Source organism: Streptomyces anthophorae (assembly GCF_049310305.1).
Classification (GTDB): Bacteria; Actinomycetota; Actinomycetes; order Streptomycetales; family Streptomycetaceae; genus Streptomyces.
Genome location: NZ_JBLWQQ010000001.1, coordinates 4,385,731 through 4,408,488 on the forward strand (window position 1 = coordinate 4,385,731; position 22,758 = coordinate 4,408,488).

The following is a 22,758-nucleotide window of genomic DNA, read 5'->3' on the forward strand; positions in this document are numbered from 1 at the left end:
AGCGGCGCTTGCGAACGTAGCTCAGTTGGTAGAGCGCAACCTTGCCAAGGTTGAGGTCGCGAGTTCGAACCTCGTCGTTCGCTCCAGAAGGAAAGGCCCCCGGTCCTCGGACCGGGGGCCTTTCTCGTTGCTCGTCGCTACGTGTCCGCTACGCGTTCCAGGGCGTGCCCGTCAGCAGCTCGTACGCCTCGATGTACTTGGCGCGGGTCGCGGTGACGACCTCGTCGGGGAGCGCGGGCGGCGGCTGCTCGCTCTTGCGGTCCCAGCCGGAGGCCGGCGAGGTCAGCCAGTCCCGCACGAACTGCTTGTCGTAGCTCGGCTGGGCGCGGCCCGGCTGCCACTGGTCGGCCGGCCAGAAGCGCGAGGAGTCCGGGGTCAGCACCTCGTCGGCGAGGATCAGCTCGCCGTCCTTGTCGAAGCCGAACTCGAACTTGGTGTCCGCGAGGACGATGCCGCGCTCACGCGCGATGTCCCGGGCCCGGCTGTAGACGGAGAGGGTGGCCTGGCGCAGCGCGGCGGCGGTCTCCGCGCCGACCTGGCGGGCCACCTCCTCGTAGCTGACGTTCTCGTCGTGCTCGCCGACCTCGGCCTTCGTGGCGGGCGTGAAGATCGGGGCGGGCAGCTCGGAGCCGTCCTCCAGGCCCTCGGGGAGGGCGAGGCCGCAGACCGTGCGCGACTCGTTGTACTCGACGAGGCCCGAACCGGTGAGGTAGCCGCGGGCCACGGCCTCGACCGGGACCATCTCGAGGCTCTTGCAGACGAGGGTGCGGCCCGCCCAGTCGGCGGGGGCGCCCTCGGGCAGCTCCTGCGAGACGACGTGGTTCGGGATCAGGTCCTGGAGCTGCTCGAACCACCACAGCGACAGCTGCGTGAGGACCTTGCCCTTGTCCGGGATCGGCGTGGGCAGCACCCAGTCGTAGGCGGAGATGCGGTCGGTGGCGACCATGACGAGGTCGCCCGCCTCGTTCCGGTACAGGTCCCGCACCTTGCCGGTGTGGAGATGCACCAGGCCCGGCACCTGAACAGGCTCGGGCTTTTCGACGAATCCGGACATGGTTCCTCCCCGTGGGTCTGTACGAGTACCCCGATTCTCCCGTACGTGGGGGCGGGTTTTGGCCACGGGGCGAGGTGGCGCGCTGTGGGCTCGGTCTCGTCAGTCGCGTTTGCAGATGCGGTCGAGGAGGTTCGCCGTCGCCCGCTGGATCCGGGGGTCGACGTGGCCGGGGCGGTCCAGGGCCGGGGACCAGGCGAACGTCCCGGACGCGAAGACCAGCGCCCCGGACGGCGACCGGTACAACGATGTCTCCTGGTGCCTGCGGGCCTTGTCGCTGTCGCGGTACGGGGAGTGGGCGAGCAGGACACGGTCCTGGTGCTCGGGCAGCGAGGTGCGCGGGAAGTACCGGTCGGCCTCTCCGGCGACCAGCCCCTCTATCTCGTCCCCCTCGTGCGCGCCGGTCGCCTCCCACAGCCAGTGGTCCGCGTTCCGCACGATCAGCGGGTGCGGGTCGGGGACCCGGCCCGCGTACTGGATGCCCATCAGCTGCTGCTCCGGCTTGTCGATCTCCCGCCACAGCGTGGGCTTTCCTGGGCCCCTGCGCTTGCGGCAGGTGAGCAGCCGGTCCGGTACGCCGGACGGGGACGGGCCGAGATCCACCTGCCAGTACATGGTGTTGGCCGAGAGGAAGACGAGCGAGGTCCCGTTCTCCCGGGCCAGCTCGGTCGTGCGGCGCATGTTCGCCGACCAGTACTCGTCGTGCCCCGGGAAGACCAGGCCCCGGTAGCGGGTCGGGTCGATGCGGCCCGCGTGCAGATCGCGGGCGTCGGCGTACGCGAGGTCGTATCCGTACCGCTCCGCCCAGCGGATGAAGTCGTAGGCGTGCCCCACGTGCAGGGGCAGGCCCGCGCCCGCGTACGGGCGGTCGAAGGAGACCGTGATCGCGGCCTCGCTCTCGCCGAGCAGCCGGCCCTCCTCGTCCCACGCGTGGTACAGGCTGGCGCCCGTCCGCCCGTCCTCCGGGTAGAGGTTGTACGCCTGCCAGGTGATGTCCGGGAGCAGGAGCAGCAGATCGGCGGGCTCGGCGTCGCGGACCGTGAAGGGGATGTGCGAGCGGTACCCGTCGAGCGTCGTGAGGACGGCGACGTACGCGCCGACGTTCCAGTACGACGGGATGTGCAGCCGCCATGACAACCACCAGTGGTGGCAGGAGACCGTGCGGTCCGCGGTCAGCGGGGGCGGCTGGACGATGCCGGACAGGCGCGGGCTCGTGGTGATCTTGCGGGCGCCGTCGCCCCCGTAGTGGCCGATGCGGTAGACGTCCACGGTGAATTCCTGCGGGGGGTCCACCGTGATGTGGAAGTCGATCGCCTCGCCGGGGGCCGCCGCGCCCGTCGAGGCGAAGCCCTTGATCTGGCGGTGCACGTCGTCGGCGGTGCGGGGGCCGCTGGTGCGCGGGGCCGGGATGTCGCGTCCGCCGGACCGCGGGACATGGTCGGCGTACCAGGGAACGACATGTCCGGTGTCGTCGAAATAGTGCTCACTTCCGCGCAGCCAGGGGAGCGGTCCTTGTCCGAACGGGTCCGTCACCGCATGCGCCAGCGCGCCCGACTCCCAGCGGGGCGTACGCGCGCGGGGTGGGGGAATGTCCTTGCTCGCCAGGTCCTTCGGGTTTCCCTCCCTGTCCGGCCCCATGCGCGCTCCCCTCCCTCGCTCCCCCGAGCCCTCACCCGCGGTCATGTCCGCGACCGGTCCCAGCACATCACATTACGCACGCACTCCGTCACCGTTCGTCGCGAATTGACGAGAGTGGAACGATTCCCTCCGGATTTCCGGGAGTTGGGAAGGCGGGCGGGCGGACGGCGAGGGGCAGGCGCCTCACACGAGGCGCACCGGCTTCTCCGCGCGCACGCCCCGGCGGGTCAGCCAGTCCTTGAGCGGCTCCACGTCACCGTCCTCCACCAGGCTCAGCACGCGGGGCGACAGGTCGGCCGTCCGCTCCCCGTCGACCAGCAGCGAGGGGCCGTCCAGCCAGTCCAGGCCGGGAGCAGCGCCCGCCGTGTCCACGGCGGCGCAGCAGACCATCGCGGTGACGTGGTCGGCCAGCAACTCCCGCCCGCTGCGCGGCGGTTGCAGCGGGAACAGCGGCAGTGCGCCCTCGTCCCACAGGGCCCCGTCCGGGCTCCCCTGCCCGGCGGGCGGCCCCGACGACACCGGCCGTGCACTCTCCTCCCGGGCCACCTCGGCGGCGAGGGTGGCGGAGAGAGCGTCGAGGGCGTCGAGGGAGGTCCCGTCCCGGTCGGCGCCGACTACGGCCTCGTCGAGCTTCTCGGCGCCGGGTGCGGGCGTTTCAAGCCCCTCGGCGGTGGGTGCCTGCCCATTGAGCGCCTGCGACGATTCGGCAGCGGGGTCCGGGGCGGCGCCCCGAGGCGTGGGCCCGGACGGGCGATCCGCGACGGAGCCTGAGGTCGGCGCCGCCGAAAGGTGATCCAGGACCCGGGCCAACGTCGGCCCCTCCGGCCCTTCGGAGGGGGCCCCGACGCCCAACGAGTCCAGCACCCGGTGCAACCGAGCCGCTTCCGTCCGCCACTTCCGGTCCACGACCTCGTCCGGATACTCCTGCCAGTCCACCGGCGCCCAGTCCGGCCCCCGCTCGGCCGGACCACCGTGGAACAGGCGCGCGGCGAGCAGCGACGCCGCCTCGTCGACGGTCCCGGGCTCCTCGAGCAGATCGCACGCGGGCCGCTCGCCGAGCCGCGAGGCGAAGCTCCCGTCCTGCGCCGCGAGGCGGTCCCGCCGGGACAACTCGGTCAGCGCCGCGACCACGCCCGCGTCGAGCCGGGCCGGCCAGCGGCCCATCCGCCAGGCCGGCAGCGCGACCCTCGTGAGCAGCCGGTCCCAGCCCGCGTACGCCAGGCCGACCTGCTCCTGGGCGACGATCCGCAGGCCGTAGTCCACCGCCTGGGCACGCTCCGCCGCGGCCGCGGCGACGCCGCGCTCCATCTCGGCGGCGTGCACCCGGCAGCCGGTCAGCATCAGCCGGGCGACCCGGCCGACACCGCCGAGCACGGCGCGGGCCACCGGTCCGCGGCTGCCGGAGGAGGAGACCGCCACCGCCGCGTCGAGCCCGCGGATGAAGCGCCGGGCCGCCGCTATGTCGGGGTGTGCCGAAGGGCCCGTACCGGCGACGACCGGGGCGAGGACGGCGCGCAGCTCGCCCACCCGCATCCACCACAGGAAGGGGGAGCCGATGACGAGGACGGGCGCGACGGGGGCCTTGGGATCACCGGAGCCGGACTCGCCCGGGCCCCGGCGCGCGGGCGGGCCGTGCGCCGGATGCGTACGGTCCTCGAGCCAGCTGTCGCAGTCCGGGGTGAGCGCTATCGCCGAGGGCGCCGGAACGTCGAGCCGGTCCGCCAGGTCGCGCACCAGCCGGTACAGGTCGGGGGCGGTCTTCTCGACGATCGGGATCGTCGGGCTGACGGCCGGGCGGGCGCGCGCCACGACGAGGGCGACGGCCGCGGCCGCGAGCAGGACGACGAGGGCGATCGCGCTGACGACGCCGCGCGCGACGTCCCAGCCCCCGCCCGTCAGATGGCCCGTGCTGCCGCCCGCGAGCAGCACCACGGAGGCGGCTGCGGGAAGCAGCGCCACGGCCGTCGCCCTGCTGCGGATGCGCAGCACGGCGAGGGCTCGGGAGCGCGCGCTCTGCGCACCCATCTCCACACCCGTACCGGACACGACCGATGTCACCCCCTGCTGCCCTTGCCTTGTGCCCAGCCGGGGGCCGAGACCCACGGCAGAGCTCTGGTGGCGTTGCTCACTCCCCCACAATGGCACCCGCCACTGACATCGCAATGCCGGTGGTCCGTCTGGTTCTGCGCGGCTCGCACGGGTGCCTTAACTCCGTGCGCCGCACCCTAGTTGGGGGTTCCGGCCTCGTCAGCCGGTTGGGCCAGCGGTCACTCGATGGAATGGCTTTGGGTAGAGGTGGGTGACATCGGGCGCCGGGCAGGCGAGGGTGTGGCCCGCCCGGAACCGGTCGCCGTCAGTGGCCGGAAGCCGCCTTCGCGGCGATGTCCGTGCGGTGCTGCGAGCCGTCGAGGCCGATGCGGTCCACGGCGGCGTACGCGCGCTCGCGGGCCTGCGTCAGGTCGCCGCCGACCGCGGTGACGGACAGCACGCGGCCGCCCGCGCTGACGACCGCGCCGCTCCCGCCGTCGTGCTTGGTGCCGGCGTGCAGCACGTACGCGTTCGGGGCGTCCTGCGCCGCCACCTCGTCGAGTCCGGTGATCGGGTCGCCGGTGCGCGGGGTGCCGGGGTAGTTGTGCGAGGCGATGACGACGGTCACGGCCGCGTCCTCGCTCCAGCGCAGCGGCTCGAGGTCCGCGAGCGTGCCGTTGGCCGACGCCAGCAGGACACCGGCGAGCGGCGTCCTGAGGCGGGCCAGGACGACCTGGGTCTCGGGGTCGCCGAAGCGGGCGTTGAACTCGATGACGCGGACGCCGCGGCTGGTGATCGCGAGACCGGCGTAGAGCAGGCCCGAGAACGGGGTGCCGCGGCGCTTCATCTCGTCGACCGTCGGCTGGAGCACCGTGTCGAGGACTTCTCCGACCAGCTTCGGGTCGGCCCACGGGAGCGGCGAATAGGCGCCCATGCCGCCCGTGTTGGGGCCCTCGTCGTCGTCGAGCGCGCGCTTGAAGTCCTGGGCGGGCTGGAGCGGCACGACGGTGGTGCCGTCGGTGATCGCGAAGAGGGAGACCTCGGGGCCGTCGAGGAACTCCTCGATGACGACCCGCTCGCAGGCCTTCGCGTGGGCGCGGGCCTCCTCGATGTCCTCGGTCACGACGACGCCCTTGCCCGCGGCGAGGCCGTCGTCCTTCACGACGTACGGGGCGCCGAACGCGTCGAGCGCCTCGTCGATCTCGGCCGCGTTGGTGCACACGTACGAGCGGGCGGTGGGCACGCCGGCGCCGGCCATGACGTCCTTGGCGAACGCCTTGGAGCCCTCCAGCTGGGCGGCCTCACCGGACGGGCCGAAGACGGGGATGCCGGCGGCGCGGACCGCGTCGGCGACACCGGCGACCAGGGGCGCCTCGGGTCCGACGACGACGAGGTCGGCCTCCAGCTCCTGGGCGAGGGCGGTGACCGCCGCGCCGTCGAGGGCGTCGACCGCGTGCAGCTCGGCGACCTCGGCGATGCCTGCGTTGCCGGGAGCACAGTGCAGGGCGGTGACGTCGGGGTCGAGGGACATTGAGCGGCACAGGGCGTGTTCGCGGGCGCCGCTGCCGATGACGAGGACCTTCACGCCGGTCAGCCTATCCGCCCGACCGGGGTGGTCTTGTACGGGCTACCCAAGGCGGGGCGGGCGGAGCTTCGTAGGTTTCTCCAGGCTCCCCACGGGTGCGGGCCCGTGGCGCGCTACTCGTTCGTGAACTCCTCGACCACCGTCGCGCCCAGTTCCCGGACGATCAGGTCGTGGCCCGACAGGGACTTCTCGTCCAGGTCCGGGTCGTCGTCCTCCGGGATGTCGTCCTCCACCGACACCGAGCGGCGGGGCGGCTCCTGGGGAGCGGGGGCCGGGGCGGCGGGCTCGGCGCTGGGCGGGGCGGCCTGCGGAGCGGACGACTGGGACGGCCGGGCCGCGGGCGCGGGGGCCGGAGCGGGCGCCGGTGCCGGGGCGGGCGCGGGGGCGTACCCGCCGCCTCCGTAGCCACCGGCGGGGCCGGGCGGCGGGGGTGCGCCGCCTCCGCCCGAGGTGTCGACGACGGCGTCGATCTTCCAGTTCGCCCCGAACTGCTCGGACAGCGCCGCCTTCAGTACGTCCTCGCTGCCGCTGCTCGCGAAGTTGTCACGGGCGCCCGCGTTCACGAAGCCGAGCTGGAGCGTGGTGCCGTCGAAGCCTGTGACCTGCGCGTTCTGGCTGAGCAGGATCCAGGTGAAGCGGCGCTTGTTCTTGACCGCCTCCAGGATGTTCGGCCAGAGCGTCCTGGGGTCGGGGCCGCCGACCGGGGCCGGTGCGACGGGCGCGGGGGCCGGGGCGGGCGCCGACTGCTGCGGGGTGGGAGCCGGGGCCGGGGCCGATGCCTGCGGGGCGGCCGGGGCGGGCGGCTGGCCGGAGCCCGCGGCCGCGGCCGTGGGCCAGCCGCCGGGCTTGCGTGCGCCGCCGCCTCCCGCCTGGGCGGCGGTGGGCCAGGAGCCCGGGGCGGCCGGGGCCGCCTTGGCCTCCGCGGGCGGGGCGGGAGCAGGCGCGGGAGCCTGGGCCTGGGCCTGGGCCTGCGGAGCGACCGGCGCCGGAGGAACGGCGGGAGCCTGCGGAGCCGGAGCCGCACCGGGAGCAGCCGCGGGGCCGCCCCCGCGCACCGCGGCCCGGGCCGCCGCGGGCCCACCGCCCGGCTCGACGGGCGGCACGGGCGCCTGCGGCGGGGCGGCGGCATGGGCATCGGGCCCGGGAACGTACGCCATGGACGGCGCGGGACCCTGCCCGCCGGGCGTGAAGACTCCGCCGCGCTCGATGCGGTCGAGGCGGGCCATGACCGAACGTTCGTCGTCGTACGCCGCGGGCAGCAGCACGCGCGCGCAGATCAGCTCCAGCTGGAGCCGCGGGGCGTTGGCGCCGCGCAGCTCGGTCAGGCCCTGATTGACGAGATCGGCGGCCCGGCTGAGCTCGGCGGCGCCGAAGGTGCTCGCCTGCGCCTGCATCCGCTCCACGACATCGGCCGGCGCGTCGATGAGCCCCTTCTCCGCGGCGTCCGGAACGGCGGCCAGGATCAAGAGGTCCCGCAGCCGCTCCAACAGGTCGGCCACGAAGCGCCGCGGGTCGTTGCCGCCCTCGATGACCCGGTCCACGACCTCGAAGGCCGCGGCTCCGTCACCGGTGGCGAACGCCTCGACGACCGAGTCGAGCAGCGAGCCGTCGGTGTAACCGAGCAGGCCGGTCGCCATGGCATACGTCACACCGTCGTCGCCCGCGCCGGCGAGCAGCTGGTCCATGACGGACATGGAGTCACGCACGGAGCCCGCGCCGGCCCGGACGACGAGCGGCAGCACGCCCTCCTCGACGGCCATGTCCTCCTTGCCGCACACCTCGCCCAGGTAGTCGCGCAGCGTCCCCGGCGGCACGAGCCGGAACGGGTAGTGGTGGGTCCTGGAGCGGATCGTCCCGATGACCTTCTCGGGCTCGGTGGTCGCGAAGATGAACTTGAGGTGCTCCGGCGGCTCCTCGACGACCTTCAGCAGCGCGTTGAAGCCCGCCGACGTGACCATGTGGGCCTCGTCGATGATGTAGATCTTGTAGCGGCTGCTCGCCGGGCCGAAGAAGGCCTTCTCCCGCAGATCACGGGCGTCGTCCACACCACCGTGCGAAGCGGCGTCGATCTCGATGACGTCGATCGAACCCGGGCCGTTGCGCGCGAGGTCCTGGCAGGACTGGCACTCCCCGCACGGATTCGGGGTGGGGCCCTGCTCGCAGTTGAGACAGCGGGCCAGGATGCGCGCGCTGGTCGTCTTGCCGCAGCCGCGCGGGCCCGAGAACAGGTACGCGTGATTGACCCGGTTGTTCCGCAGCGCCTGCTGCAACGGGTCGGTTACATGTTCCTGCCCGATGACCTCGGCGAACGACTCCGGGCGGTAACGGCGGTAGAGCGCGAGAGACGACACGCATACGAGGTTATAGGCGCGCACTGACAACCGGACCCGCCCACGGGTATCGCCGGCCACCCCGGAAACGTAAACGCCCCCCACGCACCCGCCAGAGCCGACTTACCCTTGCTGCCTTCCGGCCCTGGGGGAGTTCAGTCAGATAGCGCCACGTGAGGGGCTGACGCCAACAGTACCCGATCCCCACCCGTGGAAAGAACCCGGAGGTCCGCCCTCTGATCGGTCGACGGATCGGTGACGGATCGGTCGACCGATCCGTCGCCTACCTTGATCATCAACGTGGTCGCGAGCACCCTTCAGCGTCTTGTATTGTTTGCGGCGGAGGATTCGCCTAGTGGCCTAGGGCGCACGCTTGGAAAGCGTGTTGGGGGCAACCCCTCACGAGTTCGAATCTCGTATCCTCCGCACCCGCCCGTCAGGGCAGGCGAAGGGCCCCACCGTTTCGGCGGTGGGGCCCTTCGTCGTTTCGCGGCGGCCTGGATCCGTGGAGCTGGGGATAACCCCACCCCCAAGACACCCCGCAGCCCCATGTCGCCGGAGCCGTCGAATCGCGAGGCTTGTGGCATGACCTCGACCACGCTGTCCTACGCGAGCACCACCCCGACCGCGCCGCGGGCCCCGGCCCGCCCGTACGTCCGCCCGGGGTTCTGGCGCGCTCCGTTCTCCGGTGCCACCCATCGCGAGATCGGGCACACGATCACGTCGCTCCCCGTCGCGATCGCCGGGTTCGTCTTCGCCGTGACGATGTTCGCCCTGGGCGTGAGCACGCTCGTCGTGTGGGTCGGTCTCCCGGTCCTCGCGGCGGCGCTGGCCGGAGCGCGCGGTCTCGGTGCGGCCGAGCGGGGCCGGGCGCGGAGCCTGCTCGGACTGGACGTGGCGGCCCCCGCGGCCCCCGCGCCCGGCCTGCGCGGCCGGCTCGCCGACGCCGCCGGGTGGAAGGCGCTGCTCTTCCACACGGTGATGTTCCCGTGGCGGGTGCTGACCTTCGTCCTGTCCTTCACGTTCCTGGTCACCGGGTGGGTCGTCGCGCTCTTCCCCACCTACTCCTGGGTCTTCCACCGCTACCTGGACTGGCCCGGCTACCGGATCTACGACTTCACGACCGACGCGGGCGTGCACCACGCGTACTACGTGGAGTCGCCCGCCCAGATCGCCGCGGTCTCGGCCATCGGGTTCGTGCTCGTCTTCCTGACACCGCAGCTGGTGCGCGCGCTGACGAACCTCGACCGCGTCGCGATCCGCTCACTGCTCGGCGCGCGCCGCTGACCCCCGTGTGAGGACCGGGCGCAGCGCGTCCAGGACGGCTGCGTCGTCCACCGTCGACGGCACTGGTTCGTCCAGGCCGTCGGCGATGCCGCGCATCGTGCGGCGCAGGATCTTGCCGGAGCGGGTCTTGGGCAGGGCCGCCACCACGGCGACCTCCTTCAGGGCCGCGACCGCCCCGATCCGGTCCCGTACGAGCTGGACGAGTTCCGCCTCGACCACCGCGGGGTCCGAGGAGACGCCCGCCTTCAGGACCACGAAGCCGCGCGGGACCTGGCCCTTGAGGGAGTCCACCACCCCGATGACGGCGCACTCCGCCACGTCCGGGTGCGAGGCGAGGACCTCCTCCATGCCGCCCGTCGACAGGCGGTGTCCCGCGACGTTGATGACGTCGTCCGTGCGCCCCATCACGAACACGTAGCCGTCCTCGTCCACGTGTCCGCCGTCGCCGGTCAGGTAGTAGCCGTCGAACGCCGAGAGGTACGAGGAGACGAAGCGCTCGTCGTCGTTCCAGAGGGTGGGCAGCGAACCGGGCGGCATGGGGAGGCGGACCACGATCGCGCCGTCCTCGCCGGGCGGCACCGGCTTGCCGTCCCCGTTCACGACGCGCACGTCCCATCCCGGCAGCGGGAACGTCGGGGAGCCCGCCTTGACCGGCGCGGCCTCGATGCCCACCGGGTTCGCGACGATCGGCCAGCCCGTCTCGGTCTGCCACCAGTGGTCGATCACCGGGATGCCGAGCAGCTCGCTCGCCCAGTGGTACGTCTCCGGGTCGAGCCGCTCCCCGGCGAGGAACAGGTACGTGAGCGCACTGAGGTCGTACGCGCGCGTGAACTCCCCTTCCGGATCGACCTTCTTGATCGCCCGGAACGCCGTCGGCGCCGTGAACAGCGTCTTCACGCCGTGCTCCGCCGCCACCCGCCAGAACTGTCCCGCGTCCGGGGTGCCGACCGGCTTCCCCTCGTAGAGGACGGTCGTGGCGCCGGCCAGGAGCGGGGCGTACACGATGTACGAGTGGCCGACGACCCAGCCCACGTCGGAGGCGGTGAACATGGTCTCGCCGGGGCCCACGTCGTACACGGCCTCCATGGACCAGCGCAGCGCCACCGCGTAGCCGCCGCAGTCGCGGACGACTCCCTTGGGCTTTCCGGTCGTTCCGGACGTGTAGAGGATGTACAGGGGGTCCGTCGCCGCCATCGGGACGCAGGGCGCGGGGTGCGCGTCCCGCATCGCCTCCGCCCAGTCGACGTCCCGGCCCGGCGTCAGTTCGCCGGGCCCCTCCGGGCGTTGCAGGATCACGCAGGCGTCCGGCTTGTGCCGCGAGAGCTCCACGGCCTGGTCGAGGAGCGGCTTGTACGGGATCACCCGCGAGCCCTCGATGCCGCAGGACGCCGACACGACGGCCTTCGGTGCCGCGTCGTCGATCCGCACCGCCAACTCGTTCGCCGCGAAGCCACCGAAGACGACCGAGTGCACGGCCCCGATCCGCGCGCAGGCGAGCATCGCGACGACGGCCTCCGGAACCATCGGCATATAGAGGACGACCCGGTCGCCGCGGGTCACGCCGAGGCCGGTCAGCACACCGGCGAACCGGGCGACCTGGCCGGTCAGCTCCTCGTAGGTGTACGTGCGCTTGGTGCCGGTCACCGGGGAGTCGTACACGAGTGCGGGCTGGGCTCCGCGGCCCGCCGCGACATGGCGGTCGAGCGCGTTGTGGCAGACGTTCAGCTCACCGTCGGGGAACCAGCGGTGGAAGGGGGCCCGCGAGGAGTCCAGGGCCCTGGTCGGGGGCGTGTCCCAGTCGATCGCCGCGGCCGCCGTGAGCCAGAAGCCCTCGGGGTCCTCGGTGCTCGCTCGGAAGACTTCCTCGTACGACGGCATGCCCGCACTCCTTTGCGCAGTACCCGGCCCGCGGACCCGGTGGGTCCCGGAGCGACGGGAACACGATCAGGTCAGGCGGTGACCGCCGTCAACAGCACGGCCGCGTCCGTGAGCGCGACGAGACCGTGCTTCTCCTGGGGGATGGCGTGCAGTTGGCCCTGCGCGAGGGTGATGTCACCGGAGACCGCGGTGAGCCGGACGCGGCCGCGCAGCACCTGGAGGGTGGCCGCGGGCGGGGCGTTGTGCTCCTCCAGGTTGCTGCCCTCGGTCAGCGCGATGACGCTCTGGCGCAGCAGCGGGTCCTCCTTGACCAGGAGCACGGCGCTGCGGCCGTGCTCGGCCTTGCGGGCAGCCGTCAGGTGCTCGTCGGCGAGGGCCCCGAGATCGAACGGGGCGGGTGTCGTGGGAGTCATGACGTCAGGGTTACCGCGGACGGCGTTCCCTATGCGACGCGATGGCGCCCGATCGTGGCTGCGCCGGGCACCTCCGGGTCGGGACCCCGGCGTGGCGACCGGGACGGCGCGGCGCGATCATCGACGTATGAGCCGTATGGACGTGACCCTCCACCTCGCCCAGGAGCCCGCCGCCGACGAACTCCTCGGCCGCAGCCCGCTCGCCGCGCTCGTCGGGATGCTGCTCGACCAGCAGGTGCCCATGGAGTGGGCGTTCGCGGGCCCGCGCACCATCGCCACGCGCCTGAACGTCGACGACCTCGACGCGTACGAGATCGCCGCCCAGGACCCCGAGGCCTTCGCCGCCCTGCTCTCCGAGAAGCCGGCCGTGCACCGCTATCCCGGCTCCATGGCCAAGCGGGTGCAGCAGCTGTGCCAGTACCTCGTCGACCACTACGACGGGGACGCGGCCGCGGTGTGGGAGGGCGTCGACACCGGCAAGGAGGTGCTGCGGCGCCTGAACGAGCTGCCCGGCTTCGGCAAGCAGAAGGCCCAGATCTTCCTGGCCCTGCTCGGCAAGCAGCTCGGCGTGCGGCCGACGGGCTGGCGCGAGGCGGCGGGCGCGTACGGCGAACCGAAGGCGTTCCGCTCGGTGGCCGACATCACGGGCCCCGAGTCCCTCACGAAGGTGCGTGCGCACAAGCAGGAGATGAAGGCCGCGGCGAAGGCGGAGAAGGCGGCGAAGTCCGCCAAGTAGCGGGGCCGCGGAGCCGTGGTGGGCGTCTCGGGGCTCTGCCCCGGCCCCCGCGCCTCAATCGCCGGCGGGGCTGGATTCGTCAGCCGCGTGCGAGTCCCAGTAGCCCATGAGGGCGGATCTGCGGCTTCACGGATCACGTCGTGGCCAGTGGTGGGCAGATGACGGGGCATGAGCGTCGCCGCGTCCGCCGCCGCCCCGGGCCACCGTGCCCGGGGCCTGGTGCGCGCGCTCGTGGTGCTGCTCGCTCTGCTGTGCGCCCCGCTCGCCGCCGCACCCGCCGGGGCCTCGGCGCCGCCGCCCGCCGCCGTCTCCTCCTCCTGCGAGCCGGGCGAGGGGTCCAGGGACGCCTCCGAGGAGGCCCTCCGGCTGCCGACGGGCCATCCCGTCCGGCTCCTCACCACACCGCCCCCGTACGTCCCGCCGCGTCCCGTCCTGGCCGCGCGCCCCGACACCACGGCGCACCCCGCGCCGCCGTCCCGCCGCGCCCTGCGCACCGTCGTCCTGCGCTGCTGACGGGTCCGCCCCACCGGACCCGTTCGTACACACGCACGACTTCACAGAGGACGGCAGCACTCACATGCCCAAGGACCCTTACGCGCTTCTGCGCGCCCTGATGCGCGCGGAGGCCGCACGCGGCGAACGCGCCGCCACGGAGAAGACACCCCCGCCCACCGCGCGGGACCGGCGGACGCCGGGCAGGAAGAACCGCCGCTGAGACCCGTTCCCCGCGCCCCGCACGGGACGCGGGGAACCGCCCGTCAACGGGGCGCGCGCGGCTACCCCGGAAGAGCCACAAGCACGCCCGCTTTCCGTCAACTCACCCCCGTCGCCACTCATTTCAGGCCCCTGTGGGTGACGCGACTGGACCCGGTTGGAACCGGTTCCGCACGGTATTTCCCGGCTGTGTACCGGGTCCCCATGGCTGCGCCCGGAGAGCCTCGCCCGGTAGGCTTTCCGTGTGATCTTCAAGCGCATCGGAAACGGCCGGCCGTACCCCGACCACGGCCGGGAAAGCACCCGGCAGTGGGCGGACGTCGCGCCGCGCCCGGTCCGCCTCGATCAGCTGGTGACGACCAAGGGCCAGCTCGATCTGGAGACCCTGCTCGCGGAGGACTCGACGTTCTACGGCGACCTCTTCGCGCACGTCGTGAAGTGGCAGGGCGATCTCTACCTGGAGGACGGGCTGCACCGCGCCGTGCGCGCCGCGCTCCAGCAGCGCCAGGTGCTGCACGCGCGCGTGCTCGAGCTCGGCTGACCGCACCCCGCGACTGACGCCGCCTCAGGACCGTATTGGCCCTTTTGGGTTGGACTGAGCGACTGACCGTGATCATTTAATAGGCATCGTCGCCGCACAGGATTACGCTGCGCCCATGAGCATGCTCACTCCACCCGGCATGGGCGGCAAGTACCGCATCACAGGGGACAAATACCCCCGCATGCGGCGCGGGCGCCCGCGCAACAGGATCGTGCTCGCGGTCGTCGCGTCCGTCGCCGCGATCGGGCTGATCGGCTGGGGCTCGTTCCAGCTGGTCGACGTCTTCACGGGGGGTGACAAGGCCAGCGCGGCGGGGGCGAAGTCCGGCGCGTGCGAGAAGAAGCCGAGTGCCTCGCCCTCTCCCGGCAAGGCGGCCCAGAAGCTGCCGAAGCCCTCCCAGATCACCGTGAACGTACTGAACGCCACGGCCCGCGGTGGCCTGGCCAAGGACACCGCGGACGAGCTGAAGAAGCGCGGCTTCAAGATCGGTGACGTGGGCAACGCCACGAAGGCGTACGACAAGAAGGTCAAGGGCCCCGGCATACTGCTCGGCGCCTCGGCGGCCACCGAGGCCGCGCTGCCCGTCCTCGGCACGCAGCTGACCGGCGCCGAACTGAAGGCGGACAAGCGCACGAAACCGGCCGAGGTCGACCTGATCATCGGTTCCGGCTTCAAGAAGCTCACGAAGAAGCCGGCCGCGGACAAGGCGCTGTCGGCGCTGAACCACCCGAAGCCGAAGCCGTCCGCCTCCGGCGCGGGCTGCTGACCCCGGGGGCCGGAAAGCGAAAAGCCGCGGACGTCCGTCCGCGGCTTTTTCCGTTCCCGTACCGTACGGCGTCGGCTACTCGGCGACCCCGTACATCCGGTCCCCGGCGTCGCCGAGGCCCGGGACGATGTACCCGTTCTCGTTGAGCCGCTCGTCGACCGAGGCCGTCACGACGGTGACCGGCGTGCCGGCCAGCTCGCGCTCCATGATCTCGACGCCCTCGGGGGCGGCGAGCAGCACCACGGCCGTGACGTCGTCGGCACCGCGCTTGATCAGTTCCTGGATCGCCGCGACGAGCGTGCCGCCCGTGGCCAGCATCGGGTCCAGGACGTACACCTGGCGCCCGGAGAGGTCGTCCGGCATCCGCGTCGCGTACGTCGCCGGCTGCAACGTCTCCTCGTTGCGCACCATGCCGAGGAAGCCCACCTCGGCGGTCGGCAGGAGGCGCACCATGCCGTCGAGCATGCCGAGGCCCGCGCGCAGGATCGGCACCACCAGCGGGCGCGGGTGCGACAGCTTGACGCCGGTCGTCCGCGAGACGGGGGTGTCGATGTCGACCTGCTCGGTGCGCACGTCCCGGGTCGCCTCGTAGGCGAGCAGGGTGACCAGCTCGTCGGCCAGGCGCCGGAAGGTCGGGGAGTCGGTGCGCTGGTCGCGCAGCGTGGTGAGCTTGTGCGCCACCAAAGGGTGGTCGACGACGTGGATCCGCATGTCCTCAACAGTAACCGGGCCACAGGGCCGCGGCTCCCCCGCGCGGTGGCATCAATGGCGGGTACGGAGGGAAGGTGGAGGGGACTCGCCGACTGGCGCCGACTGGGCGGACTGGGGTGGTGTGGCGATGGCGGACGAGAAGAGCCGGGAGCGGCCCGAGCGGGAGCCGGAGGCTGCCGGGGCCGGTACCGACGAGGAGAGCGACGCCGAGCGCAGGCGCAGGCGGGCCGTGTTCCTGCGGGAGCTGACGGAGGCGCGGGAGCTGCGTGCCAGGGTCCAGCCGCGCCGCGCCCGGGCCGCGCGGATGCGACAGCAGATGCGGATGCGCACGTTTCGCTGGTGATGGAGCCCGTCGGTCCGCTCCTGATCCGCCTCTCGCGGGACCTCGCGGAAGACGCGCCGCGAACACAGCGCGCGGAAGACCTCTCTTGGAGCCGGACTTTCTGCCACGATTCCGAGTGGGCGGGGCTTGAACTGCACTCCCCGCCTCCAAGAACCCCGCCGGGGGGATTCCCGACCGGCACACCTGAGACCAGTGGGAGAGTCACGGTGTACTTCGCCGCACTGCTCGCGCGCACCGAAGACGGGTGGGAAGCGAGCGACACAGAGCTCGACGACGTGGAGACCCTGTCGGACCTGTCCGACCTGGCCCGCGAGGCGGCGGCCGAGGCCGGCGCCGAGGACGACACGATCCTCGTCTACATCGAACAAGAGGACGCCTGGTTCGGCGTCGTACGCATCGACGGCGAGGAGGACCCTCGCATCTACGTCTCCGACGCGGCCGCTGCCGCCCGCAGCAGCTACGGCGAGATCCTGCTCACCGACGAACTGCTCGGCAAGGCTCCGAACGGTTCGGACGCCGTCGACGACCTGGACGCCCTGGACCTGGACGGGACGGAGGACGGCGAACCGGACGGCGAGGAGGTGTCCGACGACGAGGAGGAGGTCGTGGGCGAGGTGGTGCCGCCGGGTCCGCTCGGCGACAGCGGAGTCCTGGCCGACCTGGGCGTCACCGAGAAGGATCTGCTCACCCTCGACGGGGCGGACGCGCTGAGCGAGATCGCCGACGCCCTGGGCGCATCGGAGGTCCTCGAGACGGTGCGCTGACCGCAGCGGGGATAGATTCCTCGCCGTGACACCCTCCGACTCCGCTCCCGTCCCCGATCCCGTACGAGACCCCTGGAAGCCGCCGATGCGGCAGGCCCTGGCCGAGGCCGGGCTCGCCGCGGCGGGCGGTGACGTGCCCGTCGGCGCCGTCGTGCTGGCGCCGGACGGGACCACCGTGCTCGCGCGGGCGCACAACGAGCGGGAGCTGACGGGGGATCCGACGGCGCACGCCGAAGTCCTGGCGCTGCGGCGGGCCGCACAGGAGTCGGGAGAGTGGCGGCTGACCGGCTGCACGCTCGTCGTCACCCTGGAGCCGTGCACCATGTGCGCGGGCGCGCTCGTGCAGTCCCGCGTCGACCGGGTCGTGTACGGGGCCCGCGACGAGAAGGCGGGGGCGGCGGGTTCGCTGTGGGACGTGATCCGCGACCGGCGGCTCAACCACAGGCCCGAAGTGATCTCCGAAGTGCTGGCCGACGAGTGTGCGACACAGCTCACCCGATTCTTCAGAGATACGGATTTCGGACCACGGCCCACCATGGGCTAGAGTTCCTCTCGGTAGCGTGTCCGAGCGGCCGAAGGAGCTCGCCTCGAAAGCGAGTGTGGGGAAACTCACCGTGGGTTCAAATCCCACCGCTACCGCCGTTCGAAGGGGCGGATCCGACAAGGATCCGCCCCTTCGCTTGTCTCTGGCGCTTGTCTCCGGCTCAGCCGACCCGCGAGGGCCCGCCCTCCGCGAACCGGACCTCGGACAGGGCCTTCTTCACGGGGACCTTGGCCAGATAGCCGGAGCCGAAGCAGATGTTCTGCACCACGTACCAGAACTTCTCGGCGCTGGTCATCTCGCAGAGCCCGTACTCGCTCAGGGCCTTCTTCGAGGGGATCTTCGCGAAGTAGGCGGCCCCGAACGAGATGCACCCGAGGATGTACCAGAAGCCCTCCGCGCCTGTGGTGACTCCCCTTCCGAGGGCCTGTGTCTGGTTGGCCATGGGGATGTACCTCCCTGCACTCGTCGTGTGGGCGACCCCATGGTCCTCCCACGGAACGGTGAGTGAAGGGGTGGGCACGGAAAAGCCCCGATACCTGTCGATAGGTGTCGGGGCCTTCACGTCGTGCCGGGTCGGGGGGAGTGGCATCGGGGGGACAAACCACTCCCCCCGATGAGGACGGACTCCCGTAGTCCGCGCTGCTTCGGGGGGAAGCTGCGGCGCGGACCCCGCAGTCGGGGTGCCGTCCCTGCCCTTCGGATTCCTGCCAGACCCTCCGGGCTCATCACCAATCCTGCCCCTTTGCGGGGGTGCGCGACGTCGGCAAAGGACCCATAACCGCAGGCCGTTGGTCCTTAAAGGTCGCGTCGGTGATCGTCCGCGTTAGACTCGCCGCCGGCCGACAGGGGCCTGGCGGGGATTCAGACACGGGTACGGGGAGGCAACGTGGTGCAGTCGAAGAAGGTCGCGCTCTTCGTCGGGGTGGTCTTCGTGCTCTACGTGATCATCACGGATCCCTCCAAGGCCGCCGACTACGTCCAGATAGGCTTCGAAGGCGTATCGTCCGCCGCCCAGTCCATAGGCGACTTCATGACCTGGGTCGTCAACGGCGGGAAGTAGCCGCAAGCCGCCCGTCAGCACTCCCAGGGAGCACCCGTGATCCGCCATCTGGTCCTCTTCAAGCTCAACGACGGTGTGAGCCGTGACGAACCGCGCGTGGCCGAGGGCGTCGCCGCCTTCCGCGCGCTGGGCGAGAAGATCCCCGAGCTGACGTTCTGGGAGTGCGACTGGAACATCACCGACCGGCCGATCGCCTACGACTTCGCGATCAACTCGGCCGTCGAGGACACCGACGCCCTGAAGCGGTACATCGAGCACCCCGCCCACCAGGAGGGCGTCGCGCTGTGGCGCGAGTTCGCCACGTGGGTGATCGCGGACTACGAGTTCTGAGCGAACTCTCCGGACCGTCACACGTTCGAGGAGCCCCTCACCGGAACGGTGAGGGGCTCCTCGGCGTCCCGAACCCCCTCTCATGCCCCCAACTGGGCCTTCAACACGGAGTTATGCGGTGCTTGCACACAGTGCACATGTCTTGTGATGCTATGACCGCTTTTGACCGATGAGTTGACGGAAACAGAGGTGGAGTTGACCGTGCCGGCCAGTACTGCGCCTCAAGAAGCACCGCCCGCGCCCGAGGCACCGCCCGCGCCCGCGAAGAGCCGCGGCGCCGACGCCCGCGCGCTGACCCAGGTCCTCTTCGCCCAGATCAAGGACCTCCCGCCGGGCAGCCCCGAGCACTCCCGGGTGCGCGGCGCCCTGATCGAGGCGAACCTGCCGCTGGTGCGCTACGCGGCGGCCCGCTTCCGCAGCCGCAACGAGCCGATGGAGGACGTCGTCCAGGTCGGCACGATCGGGCTCATCAACGCCATCGACCGCTTCGACCCGGACCGCGGCGTCCAGTTCCCGACCTTCGCGATGCCCACGGTCGTCGGCGAGATCAAGCGGTACTTCCGCGACAACGTCCGCACCGTGCACGTACCGCGCCGCCTCCACGAGCTGTGGGTCCAGGTGAACAGCGCGACCGAGGACCTGACGACCGCCTTCGGGCGCTCCCCGACCACCGCCGAGATCGCCGAGCGGCTGCGGATCGGCGAGGACGAGGTGCTCGCCTGCATCGAGGCGGGCCGCTCGTACCACGCGACGTCCCTGGAAGCGGCGCAGGAGGGCGACGGGATGCCGGGCCTGCTCGACCGGCTCGGCTACGAGGACCCGGAGCTGGACGGCGTCGAGCACCGCGACCTCGTACGGCACCTCCTCGTACAGCTGCCCGAGCGGGAGCAGCGCATCCTTTTGCTCCGCTACTACAGCAATCTGACGCAATCTCAGATCAGCGCGGAACTCGGGGTCTCACAGATGCACGTGTCAAGGCTCCTCGCCCGCAGCTTCGCTCGACTTCGGTCCGCAAACAGGATCGAAGCCTAGCTCGAACGGGTAGACAAGGCGCGGGGCGCATTTCCCGCCGGAAACCGCGCCACCTCGCGCCACACCCCTTGCTTCCTGCACCGTTCCATCCCTTACATGTCGACATGTCACTACAGCGTGTTGCCGACATGTGACATTCTGCTGGAACGGCGTTTGGCGCAGCCCCTCGTCCGGTATTCAGGTGGAGGCTGCGCTCTTACCTGACGGGAGCGTCCGCCGCGACCGTCCGCGACCTCAAGGGGGTGGCATGTCCGCAGACCAGGGCAGCTCGAAGGTGCTCACGCTCACGCCCGGCGCGCCCGCCGCGACCGATGACCTGAGCGAGCAGACGCCTGCCGCGCTGATCGACGCTCCTGTTCCCGTTTCGGTTCCGGCCCAGGCCGCCGAGAGCCCCGAGGTGCCCGTGGCGCCCCGGGCGAGCGGGGCCATCGACACCCGCACCCTGTCCCGCTCCCTGTTCCTGCGTCTTGCCACGCTCGACGAGCACAGCCCCGAGCGGGCGTACGTCCGCGACACCCTGATCGAGCTGAACCTGCCGCTGGTGCGGTACGCGGCGGCCCGCTTCCGCAGTCGCAACGAGCCGATGGAGGACATCGTCCAGGTCGGCACGATCGGTCTGATCAAGGCGATCGACCGTTTCGACTGCGAACGCGGCGTGGAGTTCCCGACGTTCGCGATGCCGACGGTGGTCGGTGAGATCAAGCGCTTCTTCCGGGACACCTCGTGGTCGGTGCGGGTACCGCGCCGGCTCCAGGAGCTGCGCCTCGCCCTCACCAAGGCCAGTGACGAGCTCGCGCAGAAGCTGGACCGCTCGCCGACCGTCCCGGAGCTCGCCGCCGTGCTCGGCGTCTCCGAGGAGGACGTGGTCGACGGCCTCGCGGTGGGCAACGCGTACACCGCGTCCTCCCTGGACTCGCCCGCACCCGAGGACGACGGCGGCGAGGGCTCCCTCGCGGACCGCCTCGGCTACGAGGACACGGCCCTTGAGGGCGTCGAGTACCGCGAGTCGCTCAAGCCGCTGCTCGCCAAGCTGCCGCCGCGCGAGCGCCAGATCATCATGCTCCGGTTCTTCGCGAACATGACGCAGTCGCAGATCGGCGAGGAGGTCGGCATCTCGCAGATGCACGTGTCCCGGCTGCTCACGCGGACGCTGTCGCAGCTGCGGGAGGGCCTGATCGCCGACTGACGGACTGCGGCTGATCCTTCAACCGGGCCCACGGGGTTCCGATTTGACGGAGCGTCAGACACACTGGCGCGATGCTGCGGACTTGGTTGCTCGGTCACAGGAAGCTCGCCGTCGGTGCCGCTTCGGTCGCCGCGGTGTGCGTGAGCGCGGGCGCCGTCGTCGCCCTGGACGGTGGCGACGGGCCCGATGCGTACGTGGCCGTGGGCGCGGCGGGAGCGGCGCCCATGCAGCCGGGCGAGCGGGTCGCGCCCACCGGCAAGGTGGAGCTCGCACCGCTGGACTCCCCCGAGCCGGACGCCCCCGGCGCCCCGGACGCACCGGGGAAGGGCTCGTCGGGCAAGGCGGGCGGAACCGGGAACGATGCGGACGCGGGCGGCCTCCCCGCGGCCGACGACCTCCCCGACGCGGCCGCCCCCGGCGACAGCGGCACACCGTCCGCCACGGAGAAGCCCTCCGGCGGCTCAGACGGCTCAGACGGCTCAGACAGCGCCCGGGGCTCCGGGGACGCCGACGCCGGCCAGGGCGCCGCCCCCTCCCCGTCCCCCTCGGGCCCCGCCGCGCTCAAGGTCGGCGACCCGGAGTACAAGAAGGCGGACAAGCGCTGGTGTCAGGACGTGACGCTGGCCCTGCACAACTCCGGTGGCAGCGCGGTGCGTTCGGGCACCGCGACCTTCGAGACGCACGTGATGGGCGCCCTGGGGATCGACTGGGCGACCATCGACGTCAAGAAGAAGCTCCCCGTACCCATCGGGGCCGGGGAGAAGAAGCGGAAGACGTGGACCGTGTGCGTCGACTCGTGGCGCGTCCCGCTCGGCATGCGGCTCGAGACCAAGGACGTCGACGTCGACTGGAAGTGAACCGCCTCCGGGAAGCGGCTGCTTGAGCGCTGCTCGACCGCTACTTGAGCGCCAGCCAGGCCACGCCCGCCACCACGACGACCGCGAGCACGATGCCGATGATCAGGCCGACGCCGGGTCCGGACTTCGCGGCGGCGGCCTGCTGGCGCGCGGGCGGCTGCTCGTCGACGAAGGCACGGAACATCTGGGTGTTGCCCGCGGGGTCGTTATTGCCCTGGGGGCCGGGGCCTTGGGGGTTGTTAGCCATGGGGCAGGACCCTAGCGAATTGCCGCGAAGGGCGCCACAGTCCCAGCGCACGCCGCTTGAGCTGCGGCTTTACTGATTTGCACTCGATCTTTGCCGCGATTTTATCCGCGAACACCCTCTTTCGTTTGCCTGTGGCAACCAACTGCTTCTATGGTTGCCCTAAGCAACAAATAAAGATCTTCTGGTCAGGAGGTGCCGTGGCCGCACAACGTCACTACGACGAGCTGGCGCGACAGATGAGCGCCTTCGGAGCCGTCAAGAGGGACATGGCGCGGATCCTTCCGCACGACTGCCCGACCGGTTCGGCCGCGGTTCTCACGCTGCTCAAGCGCTACGGCGACATGCGGATGAGCCGCATGGCCGAGCTGCTCGCCGTGGACGTGTCCGTGGCCAGCCGGCACGTGGCACACGTCGCGGACCGCGGTTGGATCGAGCGCCATCCCGACCCCGCTGACAAGCGTTCGCGCATCCTCAGCCTCACCGAAAAAGGCTCGAAGCAGATGGAGGTGCTCAATGAACGGAGCACCCAACTGCTCGCCGACCGGCTGAGCGACTGGTCCGACGACGAGGTCGATCAGTTGATCGCCCTCATGACGCGACTGCGCGACAGCTTCGGTGACTGCCGCACGACGGGGTCCCGAGCGACGGTTCCGCAGGCCGCCACTGAGCCGACCACCGAGTCGACCGCTCAGACCACCACCCGTACACCCGCGTAAT

The 22,758-nt window shown here is 71.6% G+C and carries 24 protein-coding genes, 3 tRNA genes, 1 other RNA gene and 1 pseudogene; 18 read left to right on the forward strand and 11 right to left on the reverse strand.

What is annotated here, in order from left to right:
* The first annotated feature begins 10 nt into the window (after window positions 1-10).
* Window positions 11-86 (forward strand) — tRNA-Gly (locus ACNYS0_RS19710).
* Window positions 87-148: 62 nt separating this feature from the next.
* On the opposite strand, the gene ACNYS0_RS19715 is transcribed toward ACNYS0_RS19710, so the two are convergent.
* The 6 genes from ACNYS0_RS19715 to ffs all read right to left on the reverse strand — a co-directional run bounded on the left by ACNYS0_RS19715 (window position 149) and on the right by ffs (window position 8,817).
* Window positions 149-1,054, reverse strand: a complete 906-nt coding sequence (locus ACNYS0_RS19715) for a phosphoribosylaminoimidazolesuccinocarboxamide synthase (RefSeq protein WP_422475365.1) — start codon at window positions 1,052-1,054, stop codon at window positions 149-151.
* 99 nt (window positions 1,055-1,153) lie between these two features.
* Window positions 1,154-2,689 carry a N,N-dimethylformamidase beta subunit family domain-containing protein gene (locus ACNYS0_RS19720; protein WP_422475367.1) on the reverse strand — a complete coding sequence of 512 codons (1,536 nt, stop codon included), beginning with the start codon at window positions 2,687-2,689 and terminating at the stop codon, window positions 1,154-1,156.
* A gap of 183 nt (window positions 2,690-2,872) precedes the next feature.
* Window positions 2,873-4,714, reverse strand: a complete 1,842-nt coding sequence (locus ACNYS0_RS19725) for a hypothetical protein (protein WP_422482731.1) — start codon at window positions 4,712-4,714, stop codon at window positions 2,873-2,875.
* 328 nt (window positions 4,715-5,042) lie between these two features.
* Complete coding sequence (purD, locus tag ACNYS0_RS19730) at window positions 5,043-6,302, reverse strand: phosphoribosylamine--glycine ligase (protein ID WP_422475369.1); 1,260 nt, start codon at window positions 6,300-6,302, stop codon at window positions 5,043-5,045.
* 113 nt (window positions 6,303-6,415) lie between these two features.
* Window positions 6,416-8,653: a DNA polymerase III subunit gamma and tau gene (locus ACNYS0_RS19735; RefSeq protein WP_422475371.1), complete on the reverse strand. Its 2,238-nt coding sequence runs from the start codon at window positions 8,651-8,653 to the stop codon at window positions 6,416-6,418.
* Window positions 8,654-8,722: 69 nt separating this feature from the next.
* An RNA gene (gene ffs / locus ACNYS0_RS19740) (signal recognition particle sRNA small type) lies at window positions 8,723-8,817 on the reverse strand.
* Window positions 8,818-8,973: 156 nt separating this feature from the next.
* Here ffs and ACNYS0_RS19745 point away from each other — a divergent pair.
* Both ACNYS0_RS19745 and ACNYS0_RS19750 read left to right on the forward strand, forming a co-directional pair.
* Window positions 8,974-9,058, forward strand: a tRNA-Ser gene (locus ACNYS0_RS19745).
* A 159-nt stretch (window positions 9,059-9,217) separates the two neighbouring features.
* The gene (locus ACNYS0_RS19750) at window positions 9,218-9,919 is read left to right on the forward strand and encodes a sensor domain-containing protein (RefSeq protein WP_422475373.1); all 702 of its coding nucleotides are present in this window, start codon (window positions 9,218-9,220) and stop codon (window positions 9,917-9,919) included.
* Here the strand turns inward: ACNYS0_RS19750 and ACNYS0_RS19755 are convergent.
* Together ACNYS0_RS19755 and ACNYS0_RS19760 are read right to left on the reverse strand one after the other, a co-directional pair.
* A pseudogene (locus tag ACNYS0_RS19755) lies at window positions 9,896-11,800 on the reverse strand (propionyl-CoA synthetase); the annotation flags it as partial. The gene ACNYS0_RS19750 and the pseudogene ACNYS0_RS19755 sit on opposite strands and share 24 nt — an antisense overlap.
* A gap of 68 nt (window positions 11,801-11,868) precedes the next feature.
* A complete protein-coding gene (locus ACNYS0_RS19760) occupies window positions 11,869-12,210 on the reverse strand; it encodes a cupin domain-containing protein (RefSeq protein ID WP_422475375.1) in 342 nt (113 codons plus the stop codon).
* Window positions 12,211-12,346: 136 nt separating this feature from the next.
* Between ACNYS0_RS19760 and ACNYS0_RS19765 the strand changes: the two genes are divergently transcribed.
* The 5 genes from ACNYS0_RS19765 to ACNYS0_RS19785 all read left to right on the forward strand — a co-directional run bounded on the left by ACNYS0_RS19765 (window position 12,347) and on the right by ACNYS0_RS19785 (window position 14,967).
* Entirely contained in the window at window positions 12,347-12,946 is a 600-nt protein-coding gene (locus ACNYS0_RS19765; RefSeq protein WP_422482732.1) for an HhH-GPD-type base excision DNA repair protein, read from the forward strand.
* Between the two features lie 168 nt (window positions 12,947-13,114).
* A complete protein-coding gene (locus ACNYS0_RS19770; protein WP_422475377.1) occupies window positions 13,115-13,459 on the forward strand; it encodes a hypothetical protein in 345 nt (114 codons plus the stop codon).
* A 64-nt stretch (window positions 13,460-13,523) separates the two neighbouring features.
* Entirely contained in the window at window positions 13,524-13,661 is a 138-nt protein-coding gene (locus tag ACNYS0_RS19775) for a hypothetical protein (RefSeq protein WP_422408462.1), read from the forward strand.
* Between the two features lie 243 nt (window positions 13,662-13,904).
* Entirely contained in the window at window positions 13,905-14,201 is a 297-nt protein-coding gene (locus ACNYS0_RS19780; RefSeq protein WP_003955420.1) for a type II toxin-antitoxin system VapB family antitoxin, read from the forward strand.
* A gap of 115 nt (window positions 14,202-14,316) precedes the next feature.
* On the forward strand, window positions 14,317-14,967 hold the full coding sequence (locus tag ACNYS0_RS19785; protein WP_422475379.1) for a LytR C-terminal domain-containing protein: 651 nt from the start codon (window positions 14,317-14,319) through the stop codon (window positions 14,965-14,967).
* Window positions 14,968-15,042: 75 nt separating this feature from the next.
* Here the strand turns inward: ACNYS0_RS19785 and upp are convergent, their stop codons facing one another.
* Window positions 15,043-15,678 carry a uracil phosphoribosyltransferase gene (gene upp, locus ACNYS0_RS19790; RefSeq protein WP_385758731.1) on the reverse strand — a complete coding sequence of 212 codons (636 nt, stop codon included), beginning with the start codon at window positions 15,676-15,678 and terminating at the stop codon, window positions 15,043-15,045.
* 127 nt (window positions 15,679-15,805) lie between these two features.
* Between upp and ACNYS0_RS19795 the strand changes: the two genes are divergently transcribed.
* The 4 genes from ACNYS0_RS19795 to ACNYS0_RS19810 all read left to right on the forward strand — a co-directional run bounded on the left by ACNYS0_RS19795 (window position 15,806) and on the right by ACNYS0_RS19810 (window position 17,424).
* Window positions 15,806-16,021, forward strand: a complete 216-nt coding sequence (locus ACNYS0_RS19795) for a hypothetical protein (RefSeq protein WP_422408460.1) — start codon at window positions 15,806-15,808, stop codon at window positions 16,019-16,021.
* Window positions 16,022-16,227: 206 nt separating this feature from the next.
* Window positions 16,228-16,785, forward strand: a complete 558-nt coding sequence (locus ACNYS0_RS19800) for a tRNA adenosine deaminase-associated protein (RefSeq protein WP_422475381.1) — start codon at window positions 16,228-16,230, stop codon at window positions 16,783-16,785.
* An 85-nt stretch (window positions 16,786-16,870) separates the two neighbouring features.
* On the forward strand, window positions 16,871-17,329 hold the full coding sequence (gene tadA, locus ACNYS0_RS19805) for a tRNA adenosine(34) deaminase TadA (protein WP_422411534.1): 459 nt from the start codon (window positions 16,871-16,873) through the stop codon (window positions 17,327-17,329).
* A 10-nt stretch (window positions 17,330-17,339) separates the two neighbouring features.
* Window positions 17,340-17,424, forward strand: a tRNA-Ser gene (locus tag ACNYS0_RS19810).
* Between the two features lie 65 nt (window positions 17,425-17,489).
* On the opposite strand, the gene ACNYS0_RS19815 is transcribed toward ACNYS0_RS19810, so the two are convergent.
* Window positions 17,490-17,771 carry a hypothetical protein gene (locus ACNYS0_RS19815; protein WP_422475383.1) on the reverse strand — a complete coding sequence of 94 codons (282 nt, stop codon included), beginning with the start codon at window positions 17,769-17,771 and terminating at the stop codon, window positions 17,490-17,492.
* A gap of 444 nt (window positions 17,772-18,215) precedes the next feature.
* Between ACNYS0_RS19815 and ACNYS0_RS19820 the strand changes: the two genes are divergently transcribed.
* The 5 genes from ACNYS0_RS19820 (at window position 18,216) to ACNYS0_RS19840 (ending at window position 21,794) form a co-directional block, all read left to right on the forward strand.
* Window positions 18,216-18,389 (forward strand): hypothetical protein, encoded by a 174-nt coding sequence (locus ACNYS0_RS19820; protein WP_385758742.1) that lies wholly within the window; start codon window positions 18,216-18,218, stop codon window positions 18,387-18,389.
* Between the two features lie 36 nt (window positions 18,390-18,425).
* Entirely contained in the window at window positions 18,426-18,719 is a 294-nt protein-coding gene (locus ACNYS0_RS19825; RefSeq protein ID WP_422408457.1) for a Dabb family protein, read from the forward strand.
* A gap of 162 nt (window positions 18,720-18,881) precedes the next feature.
* Window positions 18,882-19,751, forward strand: coding sequence for an RNA polymerase sigma factor SigF (locus ACNYS0_RS19830; RefSeq protein WP_422475385.1), 870 nt, complete (start codon window positions 18,882-18,884; stop codon window positions 19,749-19,751).
* Window positions 19,752-19,998: 247 nt separating this feature from the next.
* Window positions 19,999-20,937 carry an RNA polymerase sigma factor SigF gene (locus ACNYS0_RS19835; RefSeq protein WP_422475387.1) on the forward strand — a complete coding sequence of 313 codons (939 nt, stop codon included), beginning with the start codon at window positions 19,999-20,001 and terminating at the stop codon, window positions 20,935-20,937.
* Window positions 20,938-21,008: 71 nt separating this feature from the next.
* On the forward strand, window positions 21,009-21,794 hold the full coding sequence (locus tag ACNYS0_RS19840) for a hypothetical protein (RefSeq protein WP_422475389.1): 786 nt from the start codon (window positions 21,009-21,011) through the stop codon (window positions 21,792-21,794).
* 40 nt (window positions 21,795-21,834) lie between these two features.
* Here the strand turns inward: ACNYS0_RS19840 and ACNYS0_RS19845 are convergent, their stop codons facing one another.
* On the reverse strand, window positions 21,835-22,041 hold the full coding sequence (locus ACNYS0_RS19845) for a hypothetical protein (RefSeq protein WP_422475391.1): 207 nt from the start codon (window positions 22,039-22,041) through the stop codon (window positions 21,835-21,837).
* A 197-nt stretch (window positions 22,042-22,238) separates the two neighbouring features.
* On the opposite strand from ACNYS0_RS19845, the gene ACNYS0_RS19850 reads away from it, so the two are divergent.
* Window positions 22,239-22,757, forward strand: coding sequence for a MarR family winged helix-turn-helix transcriptional regulator (locus ACNYS0_RS19850; RefSeq protein WP_422475393.1), 519 nt, complete (start codon window positions 22,239-22,241; stop codon window positions 22,755-22,757).
* Window position 22,758 lies beyond the last annotated feature (1 nt).

What these genes read in the sequence shown, in the direction of transcription:
- ACNYS0_RS19720 (WP_422475367.1), bottom strand. Translation starts at nt 2,689, where the DNA reads ATGGGGCCGGACAGGGAGGGAAACCCGAAGGACCTGGCGAGCAAGGAC.
- upp (WP_385758731.1), bottom strand. Translation starts at nt 15,678, where the DNA reads ATGCGGATCCACGTCGTCGACCACCCTTTGGTGGCGCACAAGCTCACC.
- ACNYS0_RS19750 (WP_422475373.1), top strand. Translation starts at nt 9,218, where the DNA reads ATGACCTCGACCACGCTGTCCTACGCGAGCACCACCCCGACCGCGCCG.
- ACNYS0_RS19715 (WP_422475365.1), bottom strand. Translation starts at nt 1,054, where the DNA reads ATGTCCGGATTCGTCGAAAAGCCCGAGCCTGTTCAGGTGCCGGGCCTG.
- ACNYS0_RS19770 (WP_422475377.1), top strand. Translation starts at nt 13,115, where the DNA reads ATGAGCGTCGCCGCGTCCGCCGCCGCCCCGGGCCACCGTGCCCGGGGC.
- ACNYS0_RS19795 (WP_422408460.1), top strand. Translation starts at nt 15,806, where the DNA reads ATGGCGGACGAGAAGAGCCGGGAGCGGCCCGAGCGGGAGCCGGAGGCT.
- ACNYS0_RS19760 (WP_422475375.1), bottom strand. Translation starts at nt 12,210, where the DNA reads ATGACTCCCACGACACCCGCCCCGTTCGATCTCGGGGCCCTCGCCGAC.
- ACNYS0_RS19765 (WP_422482732.1), top strand. Translation starts at nt 12,347, where the DNA reads ATGGACGTGACCCTCCACCTCGCCCAGGAGCCCGCCGCCGACGAACTC.
- ACNYS0_RS19725 (WP_422482731.1), bottom strand. Translation starts at nt 4,714, where the DNA reads ATGGGTGCGCAGAGCGCGCGCTCCCGAGCCCTCGCCGTGCTGCGCATC.
- tadA (WP_422411534.1), top strand. Translation starts at nt 16,871, where the DNA reads ATGCGGCAGGCCCTGGCCGAGGCCGGGCTCGCCGCGGCGGGCGGTGAC.
- ACNYS0_RS19785 (WP_422475379.1), top strand. Translation starts at nt 14,317, where the DNA reads ATGAGCATGCTCACTCCACCCGGCATGGGCGGCAAGTACCGCATCACA.
- ACNYS0_RS19845 (WP_422475391.1), bottom strand. Translation starts at nt 22,041, where the DNA reads ATGGCTAACAACCCCCAAGGCCCCGGCCCCCAGGGCAATAACGACCCC.
- ACNYS0_RS19840 (WP_422475389.1), top strand. Translation starts at nt 21,009, where the DNA reads ATGCTGCGGACTTGGTTGCTCGGTCACAGGAAGCTCGCCGTCGGTGCC.
- ACNYS0_RS19775 (WP_422408462.1), top strand. Translation starts at nt 13,524, where the DNA reads ATGCCCAAGGACCCTTACGCGCTTCTGCGCGCCCTGATGCGCGCGGAG.
- ACNYS0_RS19835 (WP_422475387.1), top strand. Translation starts at nt 19,999, where the DNA reads ATGTCCGCAGACCAGGGCAGCTCGAAGGTGCTCACGCTCACGCCCGGC.
- ACNYS0_RS19815 (WP_422475383.1), bottom strand. Translation starts at nt 17,771, where the DNA reads ATGGCCAACCAGACACAGGCCCTCGGAAGGGGAGTCACCACAGGCGCG.